Genomic DNA, 23,626 nt, shown 5'->3' on the forward strand with positions numbered 1-23,626 from the left:
GAACGGTCGACTCTGGTGAATTGCACCATAACGCGAACGGACTGTGACCGGTCACCCAGCGACCGGGAGTCACCCGGCGACCGGGAGTACCAGGGGCCCGGATCCTTCGCTGATCAGAGTGACGGCGGTGGATTCGAGTCCGCCCCGGAAGCTGAGGTCGCCACCGGCCACTTCGAGCCGTATCGAGTGTCCTGTGTCGAAGCGGTGGACGATTCCGGGAAGCGTGACGGGAACCGGCGCGGTCGGATCGGTGATCCGTATCGGCATGACGAGTCCGTTGATCAGAGTGGCGTTGCCGTCGGGGGCCACGTCGTAGAGCTTGGCGAACACCACGGGGTGCCCGGCAGACTGCACCCGCAAGGTGACCTTCGGGATGCCGACGACGTCCACCGGATCGGCGAACGGAACGCTGGTCCACCCCGTTTGGGATCCGGGCAGAGCAATCGCCGGGACCGGGTCCGACGGCGTGAGGTTGGGGGCTTCGAGTCCGGTGGGCAGGCCTGCTGCTCCCGTAGTGATGGTCGCCGCGCCCGGCACGGCTTGGGCGGCAGAATCGACGAGTCGTCCGTCGCCGGAGAGGTGGAATGCGCGGTCGACGCCCACCGGGTACGCGGAGCTGGTGGCATAGGCGGGCTCGGCATTGCCGCTGTAGCCCACCCAGTCGCGGAAGTAGGCGAACTGCGGTCCGGTGTCGCCGGTGCCCTTCAGATAGTGGTCGAACCAGTCGAAGACTCGACCGGTTTCGTATTGGGTTGCGGGATCCGGGGCAGTGAAGCTGAACTCGCCCGGTGCCGGCGTGAGATGGCTGTGCCCCCAGGAATGCCAGATCATTTTCGTCTCGACACCTCGCGCGCGCAGTGCGTCGTAGGTCGCGACCGACTCGTTCAGATCGAAGAGAGTGTCCTGCTGTCCCTGTGCGAGAAGGACGGGCACTCGGATGCGGTCGACGTAGCTGACGACGGAGTCCGCGCGCAGCTGCGCGATGATCGGCGGGCTGAGGGTGCCCAGCACGGCAGCCTCGGAGATCGCGGTGCACATGAAGGGAAGGAAATTGGGGCATTCCGCTGCTCGCGCTGGATCGGCTGCGTAGCCGGCAGCCTGCGGGTTGGTCACGCCACTCGTGAACAAAGCGGACGCGAACAGCACCTTGGCCGCTCCGGGCACGTCACTGGACACGCCGGACGTCACCGAAGTGCCGTTGGGGGTGAGTGAGTACGACAGATCGTTCCAGGTGATCATCGGAATGATCGTGTCGATTCGGGGATCGGTTGCCGCCGCGGCGAATTGAACCCCGCCGCCGTACGAACCGCCCACCATTCCCACGACCGGGTCGTCGACGGACGGGCTTCCGTCGTGATCGTGCGTGTCACGTTCGATCATGGTCGGCGGAGCGAACGGTTGGGTGAGAGCCGGATCGGTGAAGGCGATTCCGTCCGCGCCACCGAGGAAGCTCACGAGCTGCGCGGCCGCGCGGCCGTCGTATTCGGGACTGTCGAGGGATATCTTGCATGCGCTGCCGCCGAAGCCGAGGCCGGAATAGGCCAGTGCTGCATAACCGTTCATCGCGGCCGTTCGGGCGAGTGGGAGCTGCCCCTGGTAGGAGCCGCCGAATCCGTTGGTGGTCAGGACTGCAGGAACTCGGTTGGACTCGGATGCGGAGTGGGGGACGACGAGTTGGCCGATGATGGTGCACTGCTGGGAGTCACCCGGCCCGACGTGCACCGAGAAATACAGGAGCTGTTCGGTGTATCCGGGCGATTGGGCAGTGCCGACAGCCGGAAAGGTTATCGCCGCGGCGACGAACATGACCGATATCAGTACGCGGAGACCATGGCGCACGACGCACCTACCCCTCGAGTCGGTGTAACCACCTGACCTCGAAGAATAGTCTGTACTTGCTGGTGGGGCAGTGTTTTCGCCCGCATTGAACCCAGTCATGAGGTTCAATCATGTGAACATTCCCGTCTGGAGGACTTGATGCCACACCTGAAACGTCTGTGCATTGCTGCGCTCGGTGCGCTGTCGGCGCTGGGAACGACCATGGCGATCGCTGCCCCGGTCGCTGCCGAACCGATCGGCCCGGTGATCGGCCCCGCGCCGATTCCCGTTTACCAGATTCCGGCAACGGGGCTCTGGGTCGACGGACTCCCGGTGCCGGGCGCGTACTCGGGATCGGTGCTGGCCCAGACGTCGCCCGTGCCCGGGGAAACCCGACTCTCGACGGCATTCAGCCCCGACGTGTGCGGAACGACTGCCGGGGGCGCGATGCTGCAGATCAACTTCCAGAACCTCGGCACCGGCGACCACGGCAGCGCGCTGCTCAAGGCGTGCAGCTACTTCCCGGACCAGGCTCCCGTCCACACCACCGTGCGCACGGGGTCGGGGCCGGTCGCGTTCTCTGTCGCCACCACCACAGCCAATCTGGGAGTGAACAAGGGACAGCCGACGTTGCCGGGCACCGGCGGTTTCGTAGCGCCCTGACCCGCGTCTACGGGGCTGGGTATCTGCAGCCTGTCGTTCCACGAACGGACGAGGCCTGGTTGGTGCCGAGGGTGATCTTGTTGCCGTCCTCGCTGTGGAAGGTCACGTCGTGCCGGTCGGGCTGATCGACCTGGACCTCGAGTCGATCCATGCCGGCCTCCGCAGCGATCTTCCCGGCGGCGTCCAGAACAGCGGGCCAGTTCTCGTCGCGGATCGGGAGGTCGGAGCCCAGGAGTTGGGTGGTGACCGACACCCCGTCCGTATTCGCGTACGGGCCGGGGCAACTCCCTTGGCTGCGGTCGTAGCTCCAATTCCATTGGAGTTCGGGCGCGATGGCAGTGGCGGCGTCACCGATCCGAGTGACCGTGTCGGTGACGACCTGTTCGGACTCGGCGAGAGACGGCCACGTATGCATGCGGTCGGCGGCCGCGGTCACCTGGCTGTCATCGAAGTTGTAAGGGTTCTCGCTCACGTCACCACATCCACCCATCAGGATCGCCGTGCTCACCACCACGATCGAAGTTCCTGTCCGTACGAGTCGAGCCATCACCGCACCGCCAGATCCGACAGGCCGGCGATGACCACTGCCATGTTGTAGCCGGAAGTTCGGAGCTCGCCGTTGGCACTGGACCGCGGGTACTCGCTGTGCCCGTTGGAGTCCTCGCGCCGAACCCCGTCCTGAGTGGTGGCTCCGCCGGTCGACAACTGCTCGAGGTCCGTCTGCACCGGATCGGGCCCGAGTTTGCCGAATCCGTCGGCGATGGTGATGGGATCGTCGGGAGCGCGCATCACGAATCCATGCCCTTGCTCCAGCCCCAGATCGGACTCGTCGTCGGCGTTGAACCCCGGCGACCCGTAGAAGACGGCATCGTCCACGGGCTGGCCGGGTGCGGGGTCTTGCAGGGCGAGCCCCTGCGTATACGACCCGTACGAGTGGCCCAGCGCAGTGATGTGAGGATCCGGCTTCTGGGAAGCCGCGTCGAGGCCCTCGTAGAAGGAAGCGAGCTTCGGCGCGCCGGCCGTTGCCCGGTCGGATTGCCAGGAGTCCACGAGCCAGCCACGACCCACATTCTGATCCGTGAACGGCACGTCGAAGTTTCCCGGCCCCGTGGTGGTGGGCGGCTCGTAGCCCAACCATGCGACGGTTGCGACCGTCTCGTCTCCTCGCCCGGCATTGTGCAATTGCTGCTCGGTTTCCGTCTTCAGTGCCTTGCCCTCACTTGTCATGCCCTCGAGCGACTCGACGGTCGTGTTGATCCCGGGCGTGGTCACCGCGATGTGATCGGCGGTATCCGGATCACCCAGCGCGAACGCCGCCATCGAACGTTCCCCGGACTTCATGTCGAGCAGCATCAGCTTGCCGTCCGGGTTCTTCTCGACCATCTGCTCGAGCTGATCGAGGTCCTTCAGCTTTTGCTCGGTGTACCAGAGCTCCGCATCCTTGTTGCTGAATGCGCCGCCGAACACGTTGTCGTCGAGCTCGCCCTTCAAGCGATCACGATCCGATTCCAGCCTCGTACGCTCGTCGTCGAACTGATTGACGTTCGCCTCGTGCCGCGCGACTGCAGGGATCCCGTCCCGATTGCCCACCCACTCAGGATGTTCGGCGAGTACCTCGGCGCGTTGGTCTTTCGGCAGCGCCTCCCAGTACTCACGATTCCGAGTCGGAGACCCATCCTTCGGCGGAGCCGGGGCCGTGAGTCCACCCTGTTCGGCGCCCTTGGCGCTCGCCTCACCGGTGGTGCGGGCACCACCTGCGTCGATCTTGCCGGCAGCAGCTCGCGCCAACACGCTCGCCGCATCGGCGTCGATGTCCGCTGCCTGCAGTATGAGTGCTCTCGCGCCGGCTTCGAGCTCCGACCTGAGGGCTTCTCGTTGGCCAGGTACGCCGGTCACCCGCCCGGAGTCGTCGATCGCGAATCCATTGGCGGCAGCGAACGAGGTGATTTCACCGAGCTCTGCCTTGACGTGTCGCAGTGCCGCCGCAGATTCCTGGGCACACTGGCGGACCGCTCCGATCGCAGCCGCCTCATCGGTGAGACCGTCGGCCGTAACCCGAAACGATTGCCGTGCGGCATCAGCGGCCGTATCGGACCAGGCGGGCAGCCGCCCGATCTCGGTGATGCGTTGCTGCACGTCGGTGACAGTGGCCAGTCGACCGGACAGCGACTCTTCCAGTTGTTCGAGCACGACGACGTCCCACTCACGAATCATTCTCAGATCCACGATCCCCCCCCAAGGAAACTTCGATGCGCGGTCAATCTATCGGAGTCTGCACGCCTTTGCACCGGGCCTGTGCACAGGCCACGTAAGCTGGCGAGCCGAAGCCGACAGGGGAGGGTCGAGAAGATGACGAATGGACAGGGTGGGGCAGTGCAGGTCGACACAGCAGAATTGCGTGGCGCGGCCGGCAGCATGGATTCGGTGTTTGCCGATGCGAATACAGCTTTGACCGCGACCGATCGAGAAATAGCGGATTCGTCGGCCGCGTGGACCGGTACAGCGGCAGCGGCATTCGAGACGTTCGGCACTTATGTGAACGGCCGGCGTGATGCCCTGCTCGCAGACGTGGCACGGCTGTCGGACAACCTGGTGGCAAGTGCTGCCGGCTACGACGGCACGGACGACGCGAATGCCGAGGCGATCAGCGGTGCCGGACGGGGGATCGAGTAATGGCGGACGCGAACGGAATCCTCGAACTCGATCGCGGATCACTGACTCGCTGCATCGACGCCTGTACGAAGCTCGTCGAGGACATGGATGGACTGATCATCCGTGCCCGCAACGAATTGGCCCCTGCGAACATGGGTTTGGGCGAAGGTCACCTGCCCTCCGCGGCCGCATTCGCCGACAGCGTGCGGGAGAAAGCCGCCACCGCAGTGGCGGTTATCGAATCGAATCGGGCCCGCGCGCTCGAAATGCGCGCAGACTTCGAGAAGACCCTGGCCGCCTATGACGAGCAGGACCGCTCCGCTGCCGAAACCTTCTACGGGACATCACTGTCTGCCGAGGCCGCCTCGAGCAGCTCCCGTGGATGATGGCGGTGGTTGACACGTGGTCGCCTGGCGGGGTCGACGTGGCGTGGCGGTATCCACGCGGTTCTGCCTCTTGATTTGCGTGTGAGCCAGCCGGTTTCGGAGTCGTTTATCAGCGAATGGCACGCGTCGCACGCCAATGCGAGGTTGTCGATGTCGGTGGCGCCGCCACGCTTCCAACCGTGCACGTGATGGACGGCGCACCGAGTAGGAGGCGCGGAACACCCCGGCCGCGTGCAGCCGACATCGGAAGCGATGAGCGCCAGGCGCTGATCCGAGGAAGCCAAGCGGCGACTCCTGCCGAGATGAAGCGGACGGCCGTCGTGGTCGAACAGGGCCAACACAGGGTGTGATCTCTCCGCGAGCTTCAATGCGTCTGCGATGGGCAGCAGGCCTCCGGTTGCGGTGGTGGCAACCCCGCCCGCGGCCTTCTCCAGCTGCGCCAACGTCATCGTGATGATCGTTGTGGCGGGCAGTCCACGGTGACTACCCAGGGCGCCCGAGGACAGCACGCTTCGGAGCATGGCGGCGAGTGCATCGTGATTTCGTTGTCCCGCGGTTCGAGTGTCGCGTGCTGCAGCGGCGACGAGTTGCTCTCGGTCGATGCCGGGCCCCTCACTGTCGCCGGTGGGGGAGTCCGGGTCGGCGGGATTATTCATTCCGGGGCGTGCCCACTTCTCCAACACCGGGTCGAGGAGCGCGCGAGTGATGGGGTCGAGTTCGCCTGAGATCTTCGACATCAGCTGCGAGTCCTGCGCGGAGATGTGGAGATTCCTGCGCCGTGCCCGATCGTGATCATCGGTGAGGCTGCCGTCCGGGTCGAGGTATGCCAGCAGTCTGTGCCCGGCCTGCTCGACGTCCTCTGGCGTACCGCGTCGAGCGCAATCGGCCAGGATCTTCTCGGCCTCTGCGATGGCGGACGGTGAAACGGCGCGTGGCACCTTGCGCAGCGTCTTGCTCACGGCCCGAACGTGATCGTTGCCGATCGCGCCGTCTGCTCGGGCGGCGGCCGTCTCAGGAAGCGCCGCGGGGCGCGGTTCGCCGCCCATTGCGTGCCAGGTGCCCACATCGCGTGCGCGGGTCACACGCGCAGATGCGTCCGACGCCGATACTCGGATCACGTCTACGAGCAGCTTGTTGGGACTGTTGTAGCCGAGACGAGCGGGAATCGACCGCTCCACCGTCTCGACGATCAGGCGATCCGATGCCGCCCCCAACTTCCGGAGGGTGGTCTCGAGCTGACGGATCGACTCGACGACCTCGTGATCGGACAGGTGAGTGAGGTCTCCATCGACGAGGAGGGCAGCGGCATGTTCGACTGCTTCGAGACTTGCTTCGAATCCCACCCCGACCCCCCGATCGAACTTGTGTTCGAAGTCTACCTCTGTGGTCCGACAGATGTGGTGTTTTCGGGGGACCGTCTACGAGACCGTAGAGCGAGGACGACGATGGCTGCGAGTGCCACCACCGCGCCACCGCCGATCATGCCGGCGGCAGTGCCGGGAAAAATTCCGTCGAGTAGCAGCCAAGCCCCGAACATGAAGAACAGAACTGCCGCGCCGACTCGAATCACCTTCTCGGGTAGGTGCTTACCGAGAACTGCACCGACTGCGATGGCGAGGCCGTCTGCCGCCACCATTCCGATGGTCGATCCGATCCACACGCCGACGGTGTCGTGGTCCGTGGCCAACGTGATGGTGGCAAGCATCGTCTTGTCGCCCAGCTCGGCAAGGAAGAAGGCGGAGGTGACGGCAAGCAGTGCCGATCGTGTGGTGCGGCCTGCCTTGTCGGACTCGTCGTCGGTGAGGGAATCACCGCGCAGCGTCCAAGCGCCGAATATCAGGAAGGCGACACCGCCGACGATCGCTATGAGTGTGGTCGGCAGCGCGACGCCAAGCGAATGGCCGACGGCAACGGACACGAGGTGCACGACGGTGGTGGCGATCGTGATTCCGGATATGACCACCCACCAGCGATGACGCAGTGCGAACGTCATCGCCATGAGCTGGGACTTGTCGCCGAGTTCGGCAACGAAGATCACGCCGAAACTGAGCAGAAAAGCGGCGAGCAAGGGCATCCTCCTGACGAAGTCGTAGGTCGGAGGATGGGGTGGCGCCTCCGGCCCGGGCCGCCGCGGGTGCGACTGCCTGGCCGAAGGTCTCGCCCACCGGCACGAGCCGGTCCGCCAGGCCGGGCTCGAATGCGATCTCGAGCCAGTATGTCGACACAGGCGATTGGGGGCTACTCCCCTTCGATGCCAGTAGTTTAGCTCGAGGATTCGCGAAAAACCAAATGAGACAATAAGTTTGGGGACACTGCTCAGTCGGTTTCGGGAACCCGAACGATGCCGGACGGGGCGCCGATCACTGCGCCACCAGAACTACTGCGTCAACAGCATCGCCAATACTGCGGTGTCGGGATCGCTGATCGGGTCGATGCCCACCCGACTCACCATGGATGTCACGGTTCCGTCTGCCTCGGCTTCCACCCAGGCCGCGCGGTGCTCGAGGCCGAGATCCGGCAGCCCGGGCAGCAGCACGCAGCCGGACGCCGCGCCTTCGCATTCGGGGAGGGTCGGGGCCGTTTCGCACGGCGGGTGCAGCATCAGGATGGCCGGCGGCTGATGTGCGCCGTACCGGCCTGGGGACACCGCCGAATCGCCGAGCACCGGGCCGTCGGCGATCACGAGTCCGACGGTTCCGGGGGCGGGTTCGTCCGGTAATTCCTCGCGAGCCCCGAAAACGGTCGAGGTCCGGAGGATGCCGGGCAGTGTCGCGACACGGACGGCGAGGGCGAGTAGTTGCGCCCATTCCTTCGTCGTATCGGGCCAGCGGCCGGAAATGACGAATCCCTGCAGGATTCCTGCAGCCTGAAAGGGCGAGATGCCGACGTTCTGATCGCTGCTGTTCATCTCTGCCTCCTCTTCCAGGATGCGCCGGACCACATCTGGCACACAAGGCCACTCGAGTGCCAGTTTTCCTCAGACGCCCCTCATGATTCCCACAGAATGCACCTACGAATCGTCACCTAGGTTTCGGCGCATGATTTCTGTGCGCGCCGCAGCGGCGACGGTGTTGGTCCTGGCGATCGTGGGCGGGGGAGCGGCAGCGGTCGCTCAGGCCTCGAGTGACGACCGGAGTATCGCCGTCGTCAATTCCGATGCCGGAGCAGTTGTGGAAGGTGAGGACGTGCGGGCCGGGGAACGTATCGCCGAAAGCCTGGGGGAGCAGTCGACCCTCGACTGGGATGTCGTCAGTGCGGAGGAAGCTGCCGATGGAGACTATCTCGCCGTGGTGACGGTCCCGACGGACTTCAGTGAGGCGGTCTCGTCGGTGTGGGGGCCGAAGCCGCGCAAGGCAGCTCTCGACGTTCACATGAACGTCGACGACCCGGCTGTGGTCGACACCGTGAATGCTGCTGTCACGCAGGAGATCGGCGCAGAAGGAATGTCGAGCCTGCTGGGAGACATCGCCGGGAACAGGCTCGAGTTTCAGCAGGCCGGCATGCTTGCCGGGTTCTTGGCGGCGGGCACAGGTGCCGCGGATTCGGCAGCTCAGGATCTCGCCGAAGGCGCCGACGCCCTGTTGCCGTACCTGGAAACGGCGCGGTCGGGCTCCGTCGAACTGCTCGAGGTATCGGACAAGGTCGCGGCGGTGGTCGCTGAAACATCTGGAAGCACGGACGATGTCGCGAACCGGCTCACCGAACTCGGAGCAACGCTCGGTGACGCGACTACCAACACGGAGCGGACGAAGACCGCTGTGGACGAGACCTTGAACATGCTGCGCCACACGCCTGTACCACCGGAGGTCTTCGCCGGTCTCGAGCAGGTGAGTGCCGACCTCGGCCTGCTCCATCGGAACCTCACGGAGGTACCCGAACTGCTCGGCGGCGGCGTGGGGCCGGAATCCGACCTCGGCGATCTGGTCCGTTCGGCGATGGGCCAGGTGAGTGCGGCGAGCGCGCAGTTGTCGGACGGTGCTCGGCAGTTGAACGACGGAATCGTGCCGATCGCGGACCAGGCGCCGGAGATGGTGGATCAGGCGACGACGCAGATCGTCGACGGGTTCACGAAACTGAAGGACCTGTCGACTCAGTTGTCCACGGACCTCGGATCGGGAGCGGCGGCAATTCCAGCCAGAAGTGCTGCCCAACAGAACACTCTCGGCGATGTCCTGGCAGCGCCCGTCGCCGTCAGTACGTCGACCGCGCCCGACTCGTTGATCACCTCCGAGCGTCTGGCGATCGGATTCGGCGTCACCACGGTTCTCCTCGCGATCACCCTGTTGGTGGTCACACGCAGAAGGCGCGCAACAGAACCGGTGAGTTCCGTTGCGCGCCTTCCGCGAGGCGGTTCGAGCTAGACGATCAGACCTGCGGTCTGGGTGCGCGCCTTCTCGAAACGAGCGGCGACGTCGGCCCAGTTGACGATGTTCCAGAATGCCTTGACGTAGTCGCCCTTGACGTTCTGGTAGTCGAGGTAGAAAGCGTGCTCCCACATGTCGAGGAGCAGCAGCGGCGTGAGGCCGATCGGGATGTTGCCCTGCTGATCGTAGAGCTGAACGATGAGCAGACGCTGACCGATGGAGTCCCAGGCCAGGATGGACCAGCCGGAGCCCTGGATGGCGTTGGCGTTGGCCGAGAAGTGGCTACGGAAAGCATCGAAGCTTCCGAACTGATCGTCGATGGCTGCTGCGAGCTCACCTTCGGGCTTGTCGCCGCCGTCCGGGCTCAGGTTGTTCCAGAACACGGAGTGGTTGGTGTGGCCGCCGAGGTGGAAGGCGAGGTTCTTCTCGTGCAGGTTGACCACGGGAGCCAGGCCGTCGGACTCACGCAGCTCGGCCAGCTTCTCGAGGGCGGTGTTCGCGCCGGTGACGTAGGCGGCATGGTGCTTGTCGTGGTGCAGCTCCATGATCTTGGCCGAGATGTGCGGCTCGAGAGCTGCATAGTCGTAGGGGAGTTCCGGCAGCGTGTAAACAGACACGAGCATCCCTTCTTTGTGGGCGTAAGCGCCCATCTATTCGATGAACGTTCTCGGGTGTATACCCAATCTCATTGGTACACCCACCGCAACAGCTGGGGTCCGTAAGTCATTCCCTGAAAGAAAAGTTCGGGTGCCCGAAATGCCCGCCGAACTGCACGGTCGAACCGCCGCGTGATTCGGTACCCGGGTGATCAGCACCTAAACTGTCCCGAGTGTCAGCCCTGCTCCCTTCGTCGACGCCGCGTGATCCCGCGCCACGCGTCGACTTGAAGGGCGCAAATCTTCTGCGGTTTCTGGCGGTCCTCACGGTCCTCTACTCGCATATTTCGTTCTATCTGATCGACGATCTGGGCACCGGCTGGTGGGGTTTGGACCTGGTGTACGAGCTGCTCATCGCGCGTGCCGGGCTCAATCAACACCTGTCGTTCCTCGGTGTCGCCGTGTTCATGACGTTGACGGGTGCGCTGATCACCAGGTCGGCAATCAGGCACAGTCCGCAGAAGTTTCTGCTGAATCGCCTGGGACGTCTGCTGCCTGCCTTCTGGGTGGCCATCGCAGCGGCGATCATTCTGGTTCGACTGGGAATCAACGGAATGTTCAGCGGCCAGGACGGGGTGTCCAACTACGAGGCCGTGTCGAGTTTCTTTCTCGGTAATTTCTTCTTGAAGCCGGAAGTTGCCGTGCTCGGTGTGGCCTGGACTTTGGCCGTGCAGGTGACGTTCTACCTGGCCTGCGTGTTCGCACGGCCCGTTCTGCGTCTGAACCCGATCATCATGCCGCTGGCCGGCGCCGCGATCTGTTCGCTGGTGCTCCTCTACAACCTGTACATCCCGCAGCCGTACTCGGTGCCGATGCTGTCGAAGATCGCGGCCACACTCCCGACTGTCTTCCTGGGGCAGATCATCTACCTCGGCTGGGCGCGGCTCGCCGACTGGCGGCTGATCGTCGTCGCCGCCTTCGCTCAGATCGAGGTCGTGCGCCTGGCGACCGAGTTCCGTGTGTACTGGGCAGGCGACCGCTACCTGTGGACCATCGCGGTCGTGACCGCCTGTGTCGTGTTGATCGGCCGCTACGACGGCGCGCTCAACAACTGGGCGGTCGTCCGCTGGACGGCGCAGCGCAGCTACACGATCTACCTCGTTCACACCCTCGTGCTGTATCGGGTTTACGAAAACACGGTGGGTCATTTCGGTCCGACGGGCGCAATCATCGCGTTCGTCGTCGTGATGGCTGCGGTGGCCGAAGCCCTCTACCGATGGGTGGAGGTGCCTGCGGCACGAAGGATCGCGGCATGGACGGACCGCAGGGTTGCCGCACGTGCGTCCATACCGCCAGGTCGGGTGGCGGCGCCCACACCTTCGCCGCGCGTAGCATCGGGGCATGTCTTGGTACGACGAACTTCTGGGTCGCGCATCAACTGAACGCCCGATGGTCAGCGCCGATCAGGCTCTGCCAGGCCGCAATCAGCCGATACCGGTGCCGGCCGAGCACTATGTCAACGGTCATCCGATCGCTCCGCCGTTCCCGCCGGGCATGCAGACGGCCGTGGTCGCCATGGGATGTTTCTGGGGAGCCGAGAAGAGCTACTGGGAACTCGACGGCGTCTACTCGACCGCTGCCGGCTACGCGGGCGGCTACACGCCGAACCCCACTTACGAGGAAACGTGCTCCGGTCGTACGGGGCACACCGAATCCGTGTTGGTCGTATTCGACCCCGAGGTGATCACGTACGAGCAGATCCTTCAGCATTTCTGGGAGAACCACGATCCCACCCAGGGCATGCGGCAGGGCAACGATCTCGGCACCCAGTACCGCTCGGCGATCTACACGTTCGACGAGGATCAGGTCGAGGTCGCCGAAGCCACGGGTGAGTTGTTCGAGAAGCGCCTCACGACGGCCGGCTTCGGCAAGGTGACCACCGAGATCGCGCCGCTCACGCAGTTCTACTACGCGGAGGACTACCACCAGCAGTACCTCGCGAAGAACCCCGGCGGGTACTGCCCTGTGCATGCCACCGGCGTCAGCTGCCCGGTCGGTGTCTTCAAACAGGACGAGGTGCCGGCGCAGACGGACGTGCTGCCGCCCACCTGAGAAGACGAGCACGAAAGGCAAACCGAAGAGATGTGGAGCAGGTCAGCGAGGCCCGAGCCGTTGGTTCGGCCGGTCGACCGTACTCAGCGGCGCTGCTTTGTCGCGCTGATCGTCCTCGCGATCGCGCTGATCCCCGTTGCGGTGATACTCGGGGTTCGTTCCGCCGGCTCGGGGCTCGAGCTGAGCGAGAAGCAGCAGGCGGAGTTCACCTCGGTGTCGGCAACGGTCGTGGACTCCACGAGCGCACAACCTCAGGCGGAATTCGTCTCCGGACCGGAGACCGCCGACGTCACCTGGAAGTGGGGCGAGCAGGTGCGTCACGGAACCGCTCTGGTGCCGCCCGCCACCGAACCGGGAACCGACATCGACGTGTGGGTGGACGGCGGGGGCGCGTTGTCCGAACCCCCGACGACGCACTCCGCTGCCGTCGTCGGGGGAATCACGCTGGGGGTGTTCACCTGGTTGTCGATCATGGTGTTGGCAACCATCGGCTATCAGCTCGCCAGGATGCGCTGGGACCACCTTCGGTACGAGAAGTGGGACCGTGATCTACGAGCGTTTCTGGATTCCACCACCAGCTATTGACCTGAGGGTCACAGCTGCGACATGACCTCGCCGGCCACCAACTCGAGGTGATCCAGATCGGAGAGGTCGAGGGTCTGCAGGTAGATGCGCTGCGACCCCGCCTCTGCGTAGCGGCCGATCTTGTCCACCAGTTCGGCCGGGCTTCCGGCAAGCCCGTTCTCGCGAAGCTCGTCCACCTCGCGCCCGATGGCGGCAGCGCGCCTCGCGATCTCGTCCTCGGTGCGTCCACAACACAGGACCAGCGCGTTGGAGTACACCAACTCCTGCGGGTTCCGTTCGGCCGCTGAGCACGCAGTGTGTACCCGCTCGAACATCGCCTTCGTGTCCTCGATGGACGCGAACGGGACGTTGAACTCGTCGGCGAACCGCGCGGCGAGTGCGGGCGTGCGCTTCTTGCCGAGACCGCCGATCAGCACCGGGGGCCCGTGCGGGGTGTGCGGCTTCGGGAGCGCCGGAGAATCGGTCAGCTTCAGGTACTTGCCGTCGTGTGAGAACTTCTCACCGACCGGTGTCCGCCACAGCCCGGTGACCACTTCGAGCGTCTCTTCCAGCCGATCGAACCGTTCGCCGAGCGGTGGGAACGGAATGCCGTAGGCCTCGTGCTCGTCCTCGAACCAGCCGGCACCGAGCCCGAGATCGACCCGGCCACCGCTCATCTGATCGACCTGGGCGACCGATACGGCGAGAGGGCCGGGATGGCGGAACGTCGCAGACGTGACGAGCGTGCCCAGCCGAATGGTGGACGTCTCGCGGGCCAGGCCGGCGAGGGTGATCCACGCGTCGGTAGGGCCGGGGAGCCCTTCGGAATTCATCGCCAGGTAGTGATCCGACCTGAAGAAGGCGTCGAATCCCAACCTTTCCGACGTCTGCGCGACGGCGAGGAGTTGGTCGTACGTCGCACCCTGCTGTGGTTCGGTGAAAACTCGTAGCTTCATGCCGACCAGTGTTCCGCAAGCGCGGTAAGTACGCTCGAGACATGGCATTCACACTTCCGAAACCACTGGCAGATCGGCTACCGGAATCCATCGGGGGCCCGGGCGCGGGAGTGGTGCCCGTCGTGAAACTGCAGGGCATGATCGCCTCGGGTGGCGCCGGATTCGGCCGCCAGACGGTGAGTATCGAATCGGCAGAGGAGCCGCTCGAACGCGCCTTCACGACGAATGGCGCGAAAGCCGTCGCTCTGATGATCAACAGCCCAGGTGGCTCACCCACGCAGAGCGAGTACATCGCCCGGCGCATCAGGCAATTGGCCGAAGAGCACGAACTCCCCGTGATCGCCTTCTGCGAGGACGTGGTGGCCTCGGGCGGGTACTGGCTCGCGTGCGCCGCCGACGAAATCTATGCCACGTCCACATCGGTGGTCGGCTCGATCGGCGTCATCTCGTCCGGATTCGGCTTCTCCGAGCTCATCGATCGTCTCGGAATCGAGCGCCGACTCCACTCGGCCGGCGAAGCCAAAGCACGCCTCGACCCGTTCTCTGCGGAGAAGTCGGAAGACATCGTGTGGCTGCGCGAACTTCAGCAGGGCATCCACGACGAATTCGGCGGCTGGGTGCGGTCGCGCCGCGGAGACAGACTGCGCGGCTCCGACGAGGATCTCTTCGACGGCGAAGTGTGGCTCGGCCGCAAGGCCGTGGAACTCGGCATCGTCGACGGAATCGGCACCCTGCGTGAGGTGATCGAGAAGAAGTACCCGGACGCCGAGATCGAGATGACAGGTCCGCGCCGAACCATATTCGCGAAACTGGGACTGCCCGCCGCGAGCTGGGACGGAGCGGCTGCTGCCGTCATGGGCGCGATCAACACCCGCGCCGCCTGGTCGAGGTACGGGATCTGACCGGCCCTATTGCTGCGGCACGACCACGCCGACGGGGCCCATGCCCACGCACAGTGACAGGTCGTTGGTCAGGGTTCGCACCTTGATCTTGTCCCCGCCGCCGGTAAGCCGCACGAACACGTGATTCGGCCCGGTGGTGACGGGCACCGTGGTGGCTTCGCCGTTCTGCATCGCGATCTCGATCTCACCGTCGGCGGACGCCAGATAATTGAGTTGAACGGTCCATTCCCAGTTGGTGAGCGGTCCGTCCAGCGGGATTTCTGTAAAGCTCCGCTGCTCGACGAGATTCCCGCAGTCGGGTACGAGGCCCTGCGTGATCGAACGAACCCAGGTCACGTCGCCGTCGACCACCTGCCCGGAGTCGTCGAGCATGCGTAGTTGCGGTGTGCTGTCGGAGAACTCGGGTCGGTCGGTGAACGGTCCGAGCACTCGGCTGATCAGGTTGTTGGGATACGCCACCGGAAGTAGCACCCAGATGGAGGTGGGCTGCTCGAGCAGCGGCACATCGTCGTGCTCCGCCAGGGAGGCCCGCGCGGTGGCGAGGTAGTCGGTCGTGGGGTTCTCTTCCCAGCTGCGCGAGAAGCTGAAGGTGGAATACAGGCTGCTGATTGCGAATGCGACCGTTGCGGCAACCGCGATCACCTTCGTGCGGTTCGCCGTCGTAGGCGAGGTGGCAGGCAGAGGCACGCGCTTGCGTGCCCGCAGAACGAGTGCCATCGCGATGGTGATGATCGACGCGGTGTCGGTGAAGTACCGCAGGGTCTGTGCAAGCTCGAATGTGGTGTCTGCGCCCCATCTCGTGATGACCATCGCCGTCACCGAGGCCAAGAAGTATGCGGCGACCGCGATCCACACCCAGCCCACCCGTAGTTTCCACCTCATGGTGGCGACCACGGCGACCACGACGGCCACCCACCCGGCGACCACGAGGACGACCGGCGGCGACGACCAGGGCGGACTCGGGATCCAGCGCTCCCAGACCCAGGGCCCGCCGAGCAGTGTCGGGAACAAGCCGAGCGACGTCGCGTGGCTGAACAGTTCCCACGCACGTCCGGGGCCCGCCCATTCGAACTGGGACGAGACGGTCGTGGTGTAGGCGACGGCCCAGGCGGCGATGATTGTCAGGGCTGTGATCCACAGGGCGCGGCCGCGCTGCCAGGCCGTCCTCAGTGGTGAAGATCCGCCGCTGACATGGCAGAGAAGCGCCACGGTCGCGAAGGCGACGAACGGGATCAGCACCGACTTCTCGAAGAACAGCAGGCACATGGCGAACACGAGTGCCCCACTCACCGCGTAGCGCCGCTTGCCGGTACGGCGCAGCCTGATCGCGTCGGCAGTCACCCAGGCCAATCCGATCTGCAGAGGCAACGCGTTGAGCCCCGCCGCCCACCACGTGAACGCGGGCACGGTGAGCGGGGTGAACAGGTAGAACGTCAGCGGAATCAGTAGGACCCGGCGATCGCCGAGGAGCGTCCGCAGCAGGCGCAGGACCGCGAGAGACGCGAGCGCCTGGAGCACGACCAGCATCACGAAAGGCAGCGCCCACTCGTATGGAGCTATCCGGGTGACGATCCCCGCCACCGCGAAGGCGGCAGGCATGAAGTGACCGTCGTGGTCGTAGAGCAGGAGATCGGCGGAGAAGAACGGGAGTTCACTGCCGCGCCCGGCGAGGATGAGGTCGTCCCAATAGAAGTCGCTGCGGGCTGCGACGACGCCGCGAACCACGAGTTGGACGGCGACGAGCGCGATCGCCGACTGCAGGACACGCGTCATAGATTCCACAGATTACAGATCGAAGGGAACCAAACGGGTCCCGGCCGCGTCTGATCAAGTGTCGGACAGTTTCGGTTCGACCAAGCCGGGGGACAGCGGCCGGTCCGGAGTTCTGGAGGGGTAATTCCGGCCCGGGCCGCTGTGGGCCTGGCGTCTGCTCGGCGTCCTGCTCCGCGTCTGCTCGTTGTCACTGTGGACGGTGTGGACCGATCGGTTCCCAACCTGTCGACAACACGCCCGAGGATGCGCTCTGACCTGTGAATACAAACCTCACGGTTTGTTGAAAACTGTGGATGAGGTTGTGGAAACTGTGGATAACTCGGCAGTAAAGGTGGCATAGCTCACAAAAATGGGCCGAATTGGACCTTTCGGTCGGCCTCTGCCACCCGTGGCTCCACATGACACAATCGGCAGTGTGAAGTGGGTTCGCGTATGAGCGTTGTGCAGGTGTGCGCCAGGTGCGCTGCCCGCTGGCCCGTGGTCGGGACGCCGGTGCAGTGGTGCCCGCGCTGCAGCGGAGTGCTGCTCGCACCTATCCAGACGAAGGTCCACCTGCCGCCCGAGCGGCGCGGATTTCGGTGGATCGCGAGAACACCACTTCGGCGGACCGGGTCCAGCGGATCCGCTGCAGATGCCCGGTCGGCCGAGACTCCGCGCTACACCGAGGTTCCGCGGTGGGGATTGCGTGATGCTCCACCGAAGCCGGTGCCCAAGAATGTCGATCGGTTCGAGCAACTCGCAGACCTCGCCGGGTACATGCTGGTACTGACTGCGATCGTGTACGCGGCCGCGGCGGTAGCCGAGCTCGGCCGCTACGTGATCCTCCTCGTGAATCGGGCGACGTTGATCGATCCGATCGTGCTTGCGATCTCCGACATCAGCGTCTTCGTCCTCCAGGCCTCCGGGATGTTCGTGGCTCTGGTTACGGCCGTCACCTCGGTCTTCTGGTTGCTGCGCGCGCGCCGACACGTATTCGAGCGATCCCGGACGGTGGATCCACGCAAACCCGTGGAGATCGCACTCGGCTGCGCGGTACCCATCCTCAATCTGGTGATGCCCGGCGTCTACCTGCTCGAACTCGTCCGCCGCGATCCGCGTGCGGTGCTGCTGATCCGCATCTGGTGGGTCACCTGGGTATGCGGCGCGGCTCTGGTGTGTTTCAACTGGCTGTGGAGGACTCGTATCGGACTGCAGGCGATGGCAGACGGTGTTCTGCTCGCCGCCTTCACGGCCGCCTTCGCTTCGGCTACGGCGGTCCTCACGCTCGTCGTGCTGCGTCGACTCGAGAATCGAACGCTGAGGGGGCGCAGCGCAGATCGCACTCGATGGGTGCTGGCGGCGTGAAACCGACTCGGCGGGGCCCATTGGTAGTCGCGCACCGGGGTGCTTCCGCAGCCCTTCCGGAACACACGCTCGCCGCTTACGAACTCGCCCTCGAGGAGGGCGCCGACGGCCTCGAATGCGACGTCCGACTGACTCGTGACGGGCAACTCGTGTGCATCCACGATCGCGCGATCGACCGAACCTCGAACGGAACGGGCATCGTCAGCGAACTTTCGCTTGCCGAGCTACGCGAGTTCGATTACGGCACTCCCGGGGCCCCAGCCGAGATTCTCACTCTCAGCGAGCTCATCACCCTCGCATTGGACTGGCAGTCGCGTCCGGTCAAATTGTTCGTGGAAACGAAGCACCCGGTGCGCTTCGGCAGCCTCGTCGAGAGCAAGGTCCTCGCCGAACTGCACCGCTTCGGCATCGCTTCGCCGCCGTCGGCGGACTATTCGCGAGCAGTGGTGATGTCCTTCTCGGCGGCTGCGGTATGGCGGATCAGGCGGTCCGCACCTTTGCTCCCCACCGTCCTGCTCGGGGAGTCGGCGCGCTATCTGGGTGGCAGCGCAGCCACGACGGTCGGCGCTACTGCTGTGGGTCCGTCGGTGAAGACACTGCGCGAGCATCCGGACACCGTGGACAGGGCCGCTGCCGCGGGACGGGCCACCTACTGCTGGACGGTGGACGAACAGGCCGACGTCGACCTCTGTCGCGGCCTGGGTGTCGGCTGGGTCGCCACCAACCATCCCGGGCGCACCAAGAACTGGCTGGGTGCCTGACCCGGCCCACTCGGACGTGTAGGTTTTGGCGTCGTGGGTAAGAAGAGCAAGAGAAACAGTGGTCCGAAGCCGGGTGGCGCGCGTGCAGAGAAGCTCGCGCAGCGTAAAGCGGAACGGGAGAGCGTCGACGCTGTCGTGACGCGCCCGTTCGCGGGTGTCGCAGCCGAATGCGACCTGATCGCGATGCGGGAATTCGTACCGTCCGCCACCGCACCCCTGCCCGTTCCGGGTGCCGATCGCGACATCACGTTGGCCACCGTCCTTCCGGGCGCAGTCGCCGCGCTGGCTCGTGAGAACGGCGCCGCTACCGAGTCCTTCGTCGGTGTGCAGGTGCAGGCCTATTCCGAGCACCTCGGTGCCGACCTCGCGGCCTCGGTCGAATGGGTGAAGTCTGCGTCCGCCGGCGACTCACTCCCCGCAGCAGATCCGACCGAGGACACTCCGGAACTGAAGACCGTGATCGACCCCGAGGCGCTCCTCGACATCACCGTCCATCAGACCTTCGACTGGTGGATTCCCGAAGGTGTGGAACCTGCGCCCGAGGTGGCTGCCACGGTGCAGCAGGCGAACGCGGCGATCATGCCGTCGGCGCGGGTGAACGCAGACGGCGTCGTGGCGGCCTGGTGGGTGGATGCAGGCGACAAGGCGCACATTCGCTGGGTTCGCCCCGAGAACGAGGACGACTTGATGCTGGCGCTCGCCCGCGTCCACGCCAAGGGTGGTCTTCACCTGGGTGAGGGCTCGCGCTACGCCGGTTCTTTCCGTACCCACGGATTGCTCGTTCCGGTGTTCGATCTCGATCCCGAGATGCACGCCGACGAGTGGGCCCCGGCCACCGTGGAACTGGGTAACCGGTTGGCCGAGGCCCTCGCCGTGGACGCACCTCTGACCACCGAAGAGCGTCGCGCCCGCGACGGTCTCCGCGGGCGTCAGATCACACTGCGGTAGATCGAATAATCAGATGGTTCCACCGGCTGCGCTCGGCGCGCCGGTGGAATCGCCCACGGCGCTCATCTCGCGGGCGACGAACTCTTCGAGGTCGAACAGGTTGCTGCCGGCGCGATCCGCGATGTTCAGCAGCGTGTTCATGCTGGACACTTCCTCGATCTGCTCCTTGAGGAACCACTGCATGAACTGCTCACCGAGGTAGTCGCCTTCTTCGCGGGCGGTGCTCGCGAGCTGAACGATCTGTTCGGTGACCGTCTTCTCCTGGGTCAGTGCCAGTTCGATCGGCTCGCGGGCGTTCTCGAAGTTCGACTTGGCCTTGTCGACTCCGGTGAGCTCGACCTCCATGTCACGGTCCAGGAAGTACTGGACGATCATCATCGCGTGATTGCGCTCTTCGATGGACTGCTTGTAGAAGTGCTTTGCCAATTGCGGCAGATCTGCATTGTCCAAATAGACGGCAGTCGCAATGTATTGATGGGAAGCATTGAACTCGTTGCGAATTTGATCGTGCAGCAATGCGTGAAATTTTGTGAAGTGGGCATCGGTGGTCATGTGAACCAAGATAATGCAGGTCAGAGCACTTGTCATCCAAGCTCTGCCTAATTGTGGTAAGCGTTCCCAAAGTAAAGTTCGCCTAATCTTCCCGTTTTCGAAATCGAATTCCGAAACGTTTGGAAGGTTAGGCGAACTTTTGATTCGGTGGTTGTGCGAAGGGAAAAATCAGCCGCCTTCGCCGGCCACTGCGGGCTCGGTCGGGTCCGTAGTGGCGGCCGTCCATTCGCGGGCGATGAAATCCTCGATGTTGAACAGGTTGCCGCCGGCGCGATCGACGATGGTGAGCAGCGTGTTCATCTGCGAGACCTCTTCGACCTGTTCCTTGAGGAACCACTGAACGAACTGCTCGCCCAGGTAATCGCCGGTGTCCCGAGCGGTGTGCGCGAGGCGAGTGATCTGTTCGGTCACTTCCTTCTCCTGGCGGAGCGCCAGTTCGACAGGCTCACGGACCGAGGAGAACTCCGTCACCACGTTCTCGACGCCGGGGATCTTCACATCGAGGTCGTTGTCGATGAGGTATCGCACCATCATCATCGCGTGGCGGCGTTCCTCGGTCGCCTGCTCGTAGAAGCGTCCCGCCAGACGGGGCAGATCGTTCGCATCGAAATAGACGGCCACGGCAACGTACTGCTGTGAGGCCGCGAACTCGTTCTTTATCTGTTCGAGCAGCAGCAGGTGGAATTCACTCGGACTCTTCGCAGCCTTGACGTTCATGCACTCGAGGTTACCGGCCGCGGTGGATGGTCAGGGAGTGGTCGTCAGCAGGTCTGGCGGGATCGGCTCGTCGTTCGCGATCGCGCCGAAGAACTGGCTCGCGCGGTCGTGATCCCACATCAGGACGTTGCCCGAACCGTTCGTGTCCTCGAAGCCCGACACCGGAATCGTGGTGGTGGTCATGCCGCCACGCATCGCCCAGGCCAGACGACCGAGATCCCAGATGTGGTCACCGTTGTCGACCTGCAGGGTCTCGACCGTGTCACTGGCGAGCGACCACATCCGGAACGGATTGAGCCAGGTGGCCGGACTGGTTGCCTTCGACAGCAGGGCGGACATGAACTTGCGCTGATTGTTCATGCGGTCCAGGTCGGCGAGCGCCGTCGCACGGCTGCGAACGAACCCGAGAGCCTGGGTACCGGACAGTTCCTGGCAACCCGGTTGCAGGTCGATACCGGCGAGCGGATCGACCATCGGTTGCTCGAGGCACATGTCCACGCCGCCGACCGAGTCGACGATGCCGGCGAAACCGCCGAAGCCGATCTCGGCGTAGTGGTCGATGTGCACGCCGGTGGCTTCTTCGACGGTCTGGGTGAGCAATTGAGGTCCACCGAATGCGAACGACGCGTTGACCTTGTCCTCGCCGTAGCCCGGGATGGAGACGTAGGAGTCGCGGGGGATGCTGACCATCGTCGGATCGCCGCTGTTCGAGATGTGGACGAGGATGATCGTGTCGGTGCGGTCGGATCCGGTTTCGCCGCCCGTCGCCAGCTCCGACTCCTGCTCCGGAGTCAGGCCCGTGCGGCTGTCCGAACCGACGAGCAGCCAGTTGGTGCCGGGGGTGTCACCGAGTCGACCTTCGTAGTCGGCCAGCGCGTCGATGCGGTTGAGCGAACTGTCCAGATAGAAGGTCACTCCGACGAGGCCGAGCACCAAGACGAGGAACAGCAGTCCGATCCCGCGTCCCCAGTGTCGTTTGCGGCGCACCTTCGGAGGGCGACTCGGTTCGGGGGCGCGCCGCTGCGGCCGACGAGGGGGCGCGGGCGGTGGCGGAGAACCCGCGCGGCGAGGATCCTGCCGATACGGCTGGGGGGTCTGCGTCGGGGCGTGCCCCGCGGGAGGCGGATTCTGGGACGCCTGATTTCGAGGCGCCGGCGCCGGGTAGGCGCGCTGCGGCTGCGCCGGCCGATGCTGCGGCGGGTTCCGAGGTGCCTGTGACCAGGCCTGTTGTGACGGGGGAGGGGCGTTGCGTGGGTCCTTGCGAATGACCTGGGTGCCCTCGGGTGGCGGCGGAGCCTGCCGACGCGGCGGCTGTTGCCCGGGTGGCTGCCTGCGTGGGGGCGGCTGCTGCCCTGGTGGCTGCCTGCGCCGCGGGGGAGGTTGGTTGCCGGTCACCCCATGACTTTACTGTCCCGGCCGCTGTGTCACGGAATCCAGCCGACACGCCCTCGTAGAACGGCGTAGCCGACGAAGCTGACTCCGTCGATGAGAGCGTGGGCGATCACGAGCGGCCACAAACGTCCCGCCTTCTGCCAGTAGCGCCCGAACACCAGGCCCATCACCACGTTCCCGAGACCACCGCCGAAGCCCTGATAGAGGTGGTAGCTGCCCCGCAGCAGAGCGGAGGCCAACAGCGAGGAGTTCTCGCTCCAGCCGAGTCGACGCAGCCGCGTGATCAGGTAGGCGACGACGAGAATCTCCTCGGCGCCGGAGTTCGCCGCCGCCCACAGCAGCAGTGCAGGCAGCCGCCACCAGTACTCGTCGATGGTGCTCGGGGCGACGGTCAGATTCGCCCCGACCGCGCGCGCAACCAGGTACAGGCCGAGGCCCGGAATGCCGATGAGTGCTGCCAAGCCGATTCCGTGCGAGGTGTCCGGGCGCCACGTCGGTCGCGCGAATCCGACCGCCTTCGGTCCCACCCCACTGCGCCACAGCAGATACAGCCCCAGCGCACCCCAGGCCGCCAGGCGAAGTACGCCGAGAAGTTGGCGGGCGAGGTCGATGAACTGGTTGTCCGCACGTGAGGTGTTGAGTGCGACCGCCTGATCCGCGAGGCTGCCCGGGGTCGCCAGAGACTCCGCCAACGACAGAACGCTCGACAACCCACTGAGGCCGAAGGTGACGAGAAGGACGATCGTGATCTCGACCCACAGTCCACGCCGCTCGGATGGTGAGAGCGGGGATTCGCTCGACTGCGGGGAGACGGGCTTCAACCACGAACGAACTGTGGCGTCGAGACTTGCGCGTGAGAACACACGCTCGACGTTAGCCCGAACTATTCTCCTGCGGGCCGTTCGGGTCGAGCGACCACATCCGGGGCAACGGTACTTCTGTCGCTCTTGCCGCGATCGCGCGAACGGATGGCGACGATGACCACCGCGGTGGCGGCGACGACGACTATGGCAATGAACGCCATCCACCCCAGAGCAATCCAAACGTAAGTCATATCCACCCGCCGAACTCTATATGCGCGAACAAGTAGGGCAACGGTTCTCGAGGTTTTGTCATCGTCCGTTCA

At 64.8% G+C, this 23,626-nt stretch carries 25 protein-coding genes; 11 read left to right on the top strand and 14 right to left on the bottom strand.

Annotated elements, in window-relative coordinates; translation table 11 throughout:
• Positions 1 to 69 precede the first annotated feature (69 nt).
• Complete coding sequence (locus ACZI8R_RS05720) at positions 70 to 1,806, bottom strand: CocE/NonD family hydrolase (RefSeq protein ID WP_463378772.1); 1,737 nt, start codon at positions 1,804 to 1,806, stop codon at positions 70 to 72.
• Positions 1,807 to 1,977: 171 nt separating this feature from the next.
• Here ACZI8R_RS05720 and ACZI8R_RS05725 point away from each other — a divergent pair, with 171 nt between their 5' ends.
• A complete protein-coding gene (locus ACZI8R_RS05725; RefSeq protein WP_463378603.1) occupies positions 1,978 to 2,481 on the top strand; it encodes a hypothetical protein in 504 nt (167 codons plus the stop codon).
• Positions 2,482 to 2,488: 7 nt separating this feature from the next.
• On the opposite strand, the gene ACZI8R_RS05730 is transcribed toward ACZI8R_RS05725, so the two are convergent.
• Positions 2,489 to 3,028 (bottom strand): LppA family lipoprotein, encoded by a 540-nt coding sequence (locus tag ACZI8R_RS05730; protein WP_463378604.1) that lies wholly within the window; start codon positions 3,026 to 3,028, stop codon positions 2,489 to 2,491.
• Entirely contained in the window at positions 3,028 to 4,707 is a 1,680-nt protein-coding gene (locus ACZI8R_RS05735) for an alpha/beta hydrolase (RefSeq protein ID WP_463378605.1), read from the bottom strand. Before ACZI8R_RS05735 ends, ACZI8R_RS05730 begins: the two co-directional genes overlap by 1 nt.
• A gap of 123 nt (positions 4,708 to 4,830) precedes the next feature.
• Between ACZI8R_RS05735 and ACZI8R_RS05740 the strand changes: the two genes are divergently transcribed.
• Both ACZI8R_RS05740 and ACZI8R_RS05745 read left to right on the top strand, forming a co-directional pair.
• Positions 4,831 to 5,154: a type VII secretion target gene (locus tag ACZI8R_RS05740; protein ID WP_463378606.1), complete on the top strand. Its 324-nt coding sequence runs from the start codon at positions 4,831 to 4,833 to the stop codon at positions 5,152 to 5,154.
• Complete coding sequence (locus ACZI8R_RS05745) at positions 5,154 to 5,519, top strand: hypothetical protein (RefSeq protein WP_463378607.1); 366 nt, start codon at positions 5,154 to 5,156, stop codon at positions 5,517 to 5,519. Before ACZI8R_RS05740 ends, ACZI8R_RS05745 begins: the two co-directional genes overlap by 1 nt.
• Here ACZI8R_RS05745 and ACZI8R_RS05750 read toward each other — a convergent pair.
• The 3 genes from ACZI8R_RS05750 to ACZI8R_RS05760 all read right to left on the bottom strand — a co-directional run bounded on the left by ACZI8R_RS05750 (position 5,468) and on the right by ACZI8R_RS05760 (position 8,427).
• On the bottom strand, positions 5,468 to 6,862 hold the full coding sequence (locus ACZI8R_RS05750; protein ID WP_463378608.1) for an HNH endonuclease signature motif containing protein: 1,395 nt from the start codon (positions 6,860 to 6,862) through the stop codon (positions 5,468 to 5,470). The two genes, ACZI8R_RS05745 and ACZI8R_RS05750, sit on opposite strands and share 52 nt — an antisense overlap.
• A gap of 32 nt (positions 6,863 to 6,894) precedes the next feature.
• A complete protein-coding gene (locus ACZI8R_RS05755; RefSeq protein WP_463378609.1) occupies positions 6,895 to 7,593 on the bottom strand; it encodes a TMEM165/GDT1 family protein in 699 nt (232 codons plus the stop codon).
• Positions 7,594 to 7,896: 303 nt separating this feature from the next.
• Positions 7,897 to 8,427 carry a peptidase gene (locus ACZI8R_RS05760; RefSeq protein ID WP_463378610.1) on the bottom strand — a complete coding sequence of 177 codons (531 nt, stop codon included), beginning with the start codon at positions 8,425 to 8,427 and terminating at the stop codon, positions 7,897 to 7,899.
• 130 nt (positions 8,428 to 8,557) lie between these two features.
• Between ACZI8R_RS05760 and ACZI8R_RS05765 the strand changes: the two genes are divergently transcribed.
• Positions 8,558 to 9,880: a YhgE/Pip domain-containing protein gene (locus tag ACZI8R_RS05765; RefSeq protein WP_463378611.1), complete on the top strand. Its 1,323-nt coding sequence runs from the start codon at positions 8,558 to 8,560 to the stop codon at positions 9,878 to 9,880.
• Here the strand turns inward: ACZI8R_RS05765 and ACZI8R_RS05770 are convergent.
• Positions 9,877 to 10,500: a superoxide dismutase gene (locus ACZI8R_RS05770; protein ID WP_463378612.1), complete on the bottom strand. Its 624-nt coding sequence runs from the start codon at positions 10,498 to 10,500 to the stop codon at positions 9,877 to 9,879. The two genes, ACZI8R_RS05765 and ACZI8R_RS05770, sit on opposite strands and share 4 nt — an antisense overlap.
• Positions 10,501 to 10,721: 221 nt before the next feature.
• Between ACZI8R_RS05770 and ACZI8R_RS05775 the strand changes: the two genes are divergently transcribed.
• From ACZI8R_RS05775 to ACZI8R_RS05785, 3 genes are read left to right on the top strand one after another with little or no spacing between them, the layout of a single operon-like run.
• A complete protein-coding gene (locus ACZI8R_RS05775; RefSeq protein ID WP_463378773.1) occupies positions 10,722 to 11,921 on the top strand; it encodes an acyltransferase family protein in 1,200 nt (399 codons plus the stop codon).
• Positions 11,881 to 12,591 carry a peptide-methionine (S)-S-oxide reductase MsrA gene (gene msrA / locus ACZI8R_RS05780; protein WP_463378613.1) on the top strand — a complete coding sequence of 237 codons (711 nt, stop codon included), beginning with the start codon at positions 11,881 to 11,883 and terminating at the stop codon, positions 12,589 to 12,591. Before ACZI8R_RS05775 ends, msrA begins: the two co-directional genes overlap by 41 nt.
• 30 nt (positions 12,592 to 12,621) lie before the next feature.
• Complete coding sequence (locus ACZI8R_RS05785; protein ID WP_463378614.1) at positions 12,622 to 13,176, top strand: Rv1733c family protein; 555 nt, start codon at positions 12,622 to 12,624, stop codon at positions 13,174 to 13,176.
• Positions 13,177 to 13,184: 8 nt separating this feature from the next.
• Here ACZI8R_RS05785 and ACZI8R_RS05790 read toward each other — a convergent pair whose 3' ends face one another.
• A complete protein-coding gene (locus ACZI8R_RS05790) occupies positions 13,185 to 14,111 on the bottom strand; it encodes an LLM class F420-dependent oxidoreductase (RefSeq protein WP_463378615.1) in 927 nt (308 codons plus the stop codon).
• 41 nt (positions 14,112 to 14,152) lie between these two features.
• On the opposite strand from ACZI8R_RS05790, the gene ACZI8R_RS05795 reads away from it, so the two are divergent.
• The gene (locus tag ACZI8R_RS05795) at positions 14,153 to 15,013 is read left to right on the top strand and encodes a S49 family peptidase (RefSeq protein ID WP_463378616.1); all 861 of its coding nucleotides are present in this window, start codon (positions 14,153 to 14,155) and stop codon (positions 15,011 to 15,013) included.
• A 6-nt stretch (positions 15,014 to 15,019) separates the two neighbouring features.
• Here ACZI8R_RS05795 and ACZI8R_RS05800 read toward each other — a convergent pair whose 3' ends face one another.
• Positions 15,020 to 16,786 (bottom strand): hypothetical protein, encoded by a 1,767-nt coding sequence (locus ACZI8R_RS05800; RefSeq protein WP_463378617.1) that lies wholly within the window; start codon positions 16,784 to 16,786, stop codon positions 15,020 to 15,022.
• A gap of 432 nt (positions 16,787 to 17,218) precedes the next feature.
• Here ACZI8R_RS05800 and ACZI8R_RS05805 point away from each other — a divergent pair, with 432 nt between their 5' ends.
• Genes ACZI8R_RS05805 through ACZI8R_RS05815 form a run of 3 tightly spaced genes read left to right on the top strand, consistent with a single transcriptional unit; the run spans position 17,219 to position 19,839 of the window.
• Positions 17,219 to 18,130 carry a DUF4328 domain-containing protein gene (locus tag ACZI8R_RS05805; RefSeq protein ID WP_463378618.1) on the top strand — a complete coding sequence of 304 codons (912 nt, stop codon included), beginning with the start codon at positions 17,219 to 17,221 and terminating at the stop codon, positions 18,128 to 18,130.
• Positions 18,112 to 18,891, top strand: coding sequence for a glycerophosphodiester phosphodiesterase (locus ACZI8R_RS05810; RefSeq protein ID WP_463378619.1), 780 nt, complete (start codon positions 18,112 to 18,114; stop codon positions 18,889 to 18,891). The genes ACZI8R_RS05805 and ACZI8R_RS05810 overlap by 19 nt, the downstream gene beginning before the upstream one ends.
• A 33-nt stretch (positions 18,892 to 18,924) precedes the next feature.
• Positions 18,925 to 19,839, top strand: a complete 915-nt coding sequence (locus ACZI8R_RS05815) for a DUF5926 family protein (RefSeq protein WP_463378620.1) — start codon at positions 18,925 to 18,927, stop codon at positions 19,837 to 19,839.
• A 9-nt stretch (positions 19,840 to 19,848) separates the two neighbouring features.
• Here the strand turns inward: ACZI8R_RS05815 and ACZI8R_RS05820 are convergent, their stop codons facing one another.
• The 5 genes from ACZI8R_RS05820 to ACZI8R_RS05840 all read right to left on the bottom strand — a co-directional run bounded on the left by ACZI8R_RS05820 (position 19,849) and on the right by ACZI8R_RS05840 (position 23,554).
• A complete protein-coding gene (locus ACZI8R_RS05820; RefSeq protein WP_463378621.1) occupies positions 19,849 to 20,391 on the bottom strand; it encodes a ferritin in 543 nt (180 codons plus the stop codon).
• A gap of 168 nt (positions 20,392 to 20,559) precedes the next feature.
• Complete coding sequence (locus tag ACZI8R_RS05825) at positions 20,560 to 21,108, bottom strand: ferritin (protein WP_463378622.1); 549 nt, start codon at positions 21,106 to 21,108, stop codon at positions 20,560 to 20,562.
• 30 nt (positions 21,109 to 21,138) lie between these two features.
• Entirely contained in the window at positions 21,139 to 22,374 is a 1,236-nt protein-coding gene (locus tag ACZI8R_RS05830; RefSeq protein WP_463378774.1) for an LCP family protein, read from the bottom strand.
• 158 nt (positions 22,375 to 22,532) lie between these two features.
• Complete coding sequence (locus tag ACZI8R_RS05835) at positions 22,533 to 23,363, bottom strand: CPBP family intramembrane glutamic endopeptidase (protein ID WP_463378624.1); 831 nt, start codon at positions 23,361 to 23,363, stop codon at positions 22,533 to 22,535.
• A gap of 20 nt (positions 23,364 to 23,383) precedes the next feature.
• Complete coding sequence (locus ACZI8R_RS05840) at positions 23,384 to 23,554, bottom strand: hypothetical protein (protein WP_463378625.1); 171 nt, start codon at positions 23,552 to 23,554, stop codon at positions 23,384 to 23,386.
• Positions 23,555 to 23,626 lie beyond the last annotated feature (72 nt).

It is taken from the genome of Rhodococcus huquni, assembly GCF_055231055.1.

Bases quoted from the DNA above. Each gene is read 5' to 3' on its own strand.
- ACZI8R_RS05720 (WP_463378772.1), bottom strand. From the start codon at position 1,806: ATGTTCGTCGCCGCGGCGATAACCTTTCCGGCTGTCGGCACTGCCCAA.
- ACZI8R_RS05725 (WP_463378603.1), top strand. From the start codon at position 1,978: ATGCCACACCTGAAACGTCTGTGCATTGCTGCGCTCGGTGCGCTGTCG.
- ACZI8R_RS05730 (WP_463378604.1), bottom strand. From the start codon at position 3,028: ATGGCTCGACTCGTACGGACAGGAACTTCGATCGTGGTGGTGAGCACG.
- ACZI8R_RS05740 (WP_463378606.1), top strand. From the start codon at position 4,831: ATGACGAATGGACAGGGTGGGGCAGTGCAGGTCGACACAGCAGAATTG.
- ACZI8R_RS05745 (WP_463378607.1), top strand. From the start codon at position 5,154: ATGGCGGACGCGAACGGAATCCTCGAACTCGATCGCGGATCACTGACT.
- ACZI8R_RS05755 (WP_463378609.1), bottom strand. From the start codon at position 7,593: ATGCCCTTGCTCGCCGCTTTTCTGCTCAGTTTCGGCGTGATCTTCGTT.
- ACZI8R_RS05760 (WP_463378610.1), bottom strand. From the start codon at position 8,427: ATGAACAGCAGCGATCAGAACGTCGGCATCTCGCCCTTTCAGGCTGCA.
- ACZI8R_RS05765 (WP_463378611.1), top strand. From the start codon at position 8,558: ATGATTTCTGTGCGCGCCGCAGCGGCGACGGTGTTGGTCCTGGCGATC.
- msrA (WP_463378613.1), top strand. From the start codon at position 11,881: ATGTCTTGGTACGACGAACTTCTGGGTCGCGCATCAACTGAACGCCCG.
- ACZI8R_RS05785 (WP_463378614.1), top strand. From the start codon at position 12,622: ATGTGGAGCAGGTCAGCGAGGCCCGAGCCGTTGGTTCGGCCGGTCGAC.
- ACZI8R_RS05790 (WP_463378615.1), bottom strand. From the start codon at position 14,111: ATGAAGCTACGAGTTTTCACCGAACCACAGCAGGGTGCGACGTACGAC.
- ACZI8R_RS05795 (WP_463378616.1), top strand. From the start codon at position 14,153: ATGGCATTCACACTTCCGAAACCACTGGCAGATCGGCTACCGGAATCC.
- ACZI8R_RS05800 (WP_463378617.1), bottom strand. From the start codon at position 16,786: ATGACGCGTGTCCTGCAGTCGGCGATCGCGCTCGTCGCCGTCCAACTC.
- ACZI8R_RS05805 (WP_463378618.1), top strand. From the start codon at position 17,219: ATGAGCGTTGTGCAGGTGTGCGCCAGGTGCGCTGCCCGCTGGCCCGTG.
- ACZI8R_RS05810 (WP_463378619.1), top strand. From the start codon at position 18,112: ATGGGTGCTGGCGGCGTGAAACCGACTCGGCGGGGCCCATTGGTAGTC.
- ACZI8R_RS05820 (WP_463378621.1), bottom strand. From the start codon at position 20,391: ATGACCACCGATGCCCACTTCACAAAATTTCACGCATTGCTGCACGAT.
- ACZI8R_RS05825 (WP_463378622.1), bottom strand. From the start codon at position 21,108: ATGAACGTCAAGGCTGCGAAGAGTCCGAGTGAATTCCACCTGCTGCTG.
- ACZI8R_RS05840 (WP_463378625.1), bottom strand. From the start codon at position 23,554: ATGACTTACGTTTGGATTGCTCTGGGGTGGATGGCGTTCATTGCCATA.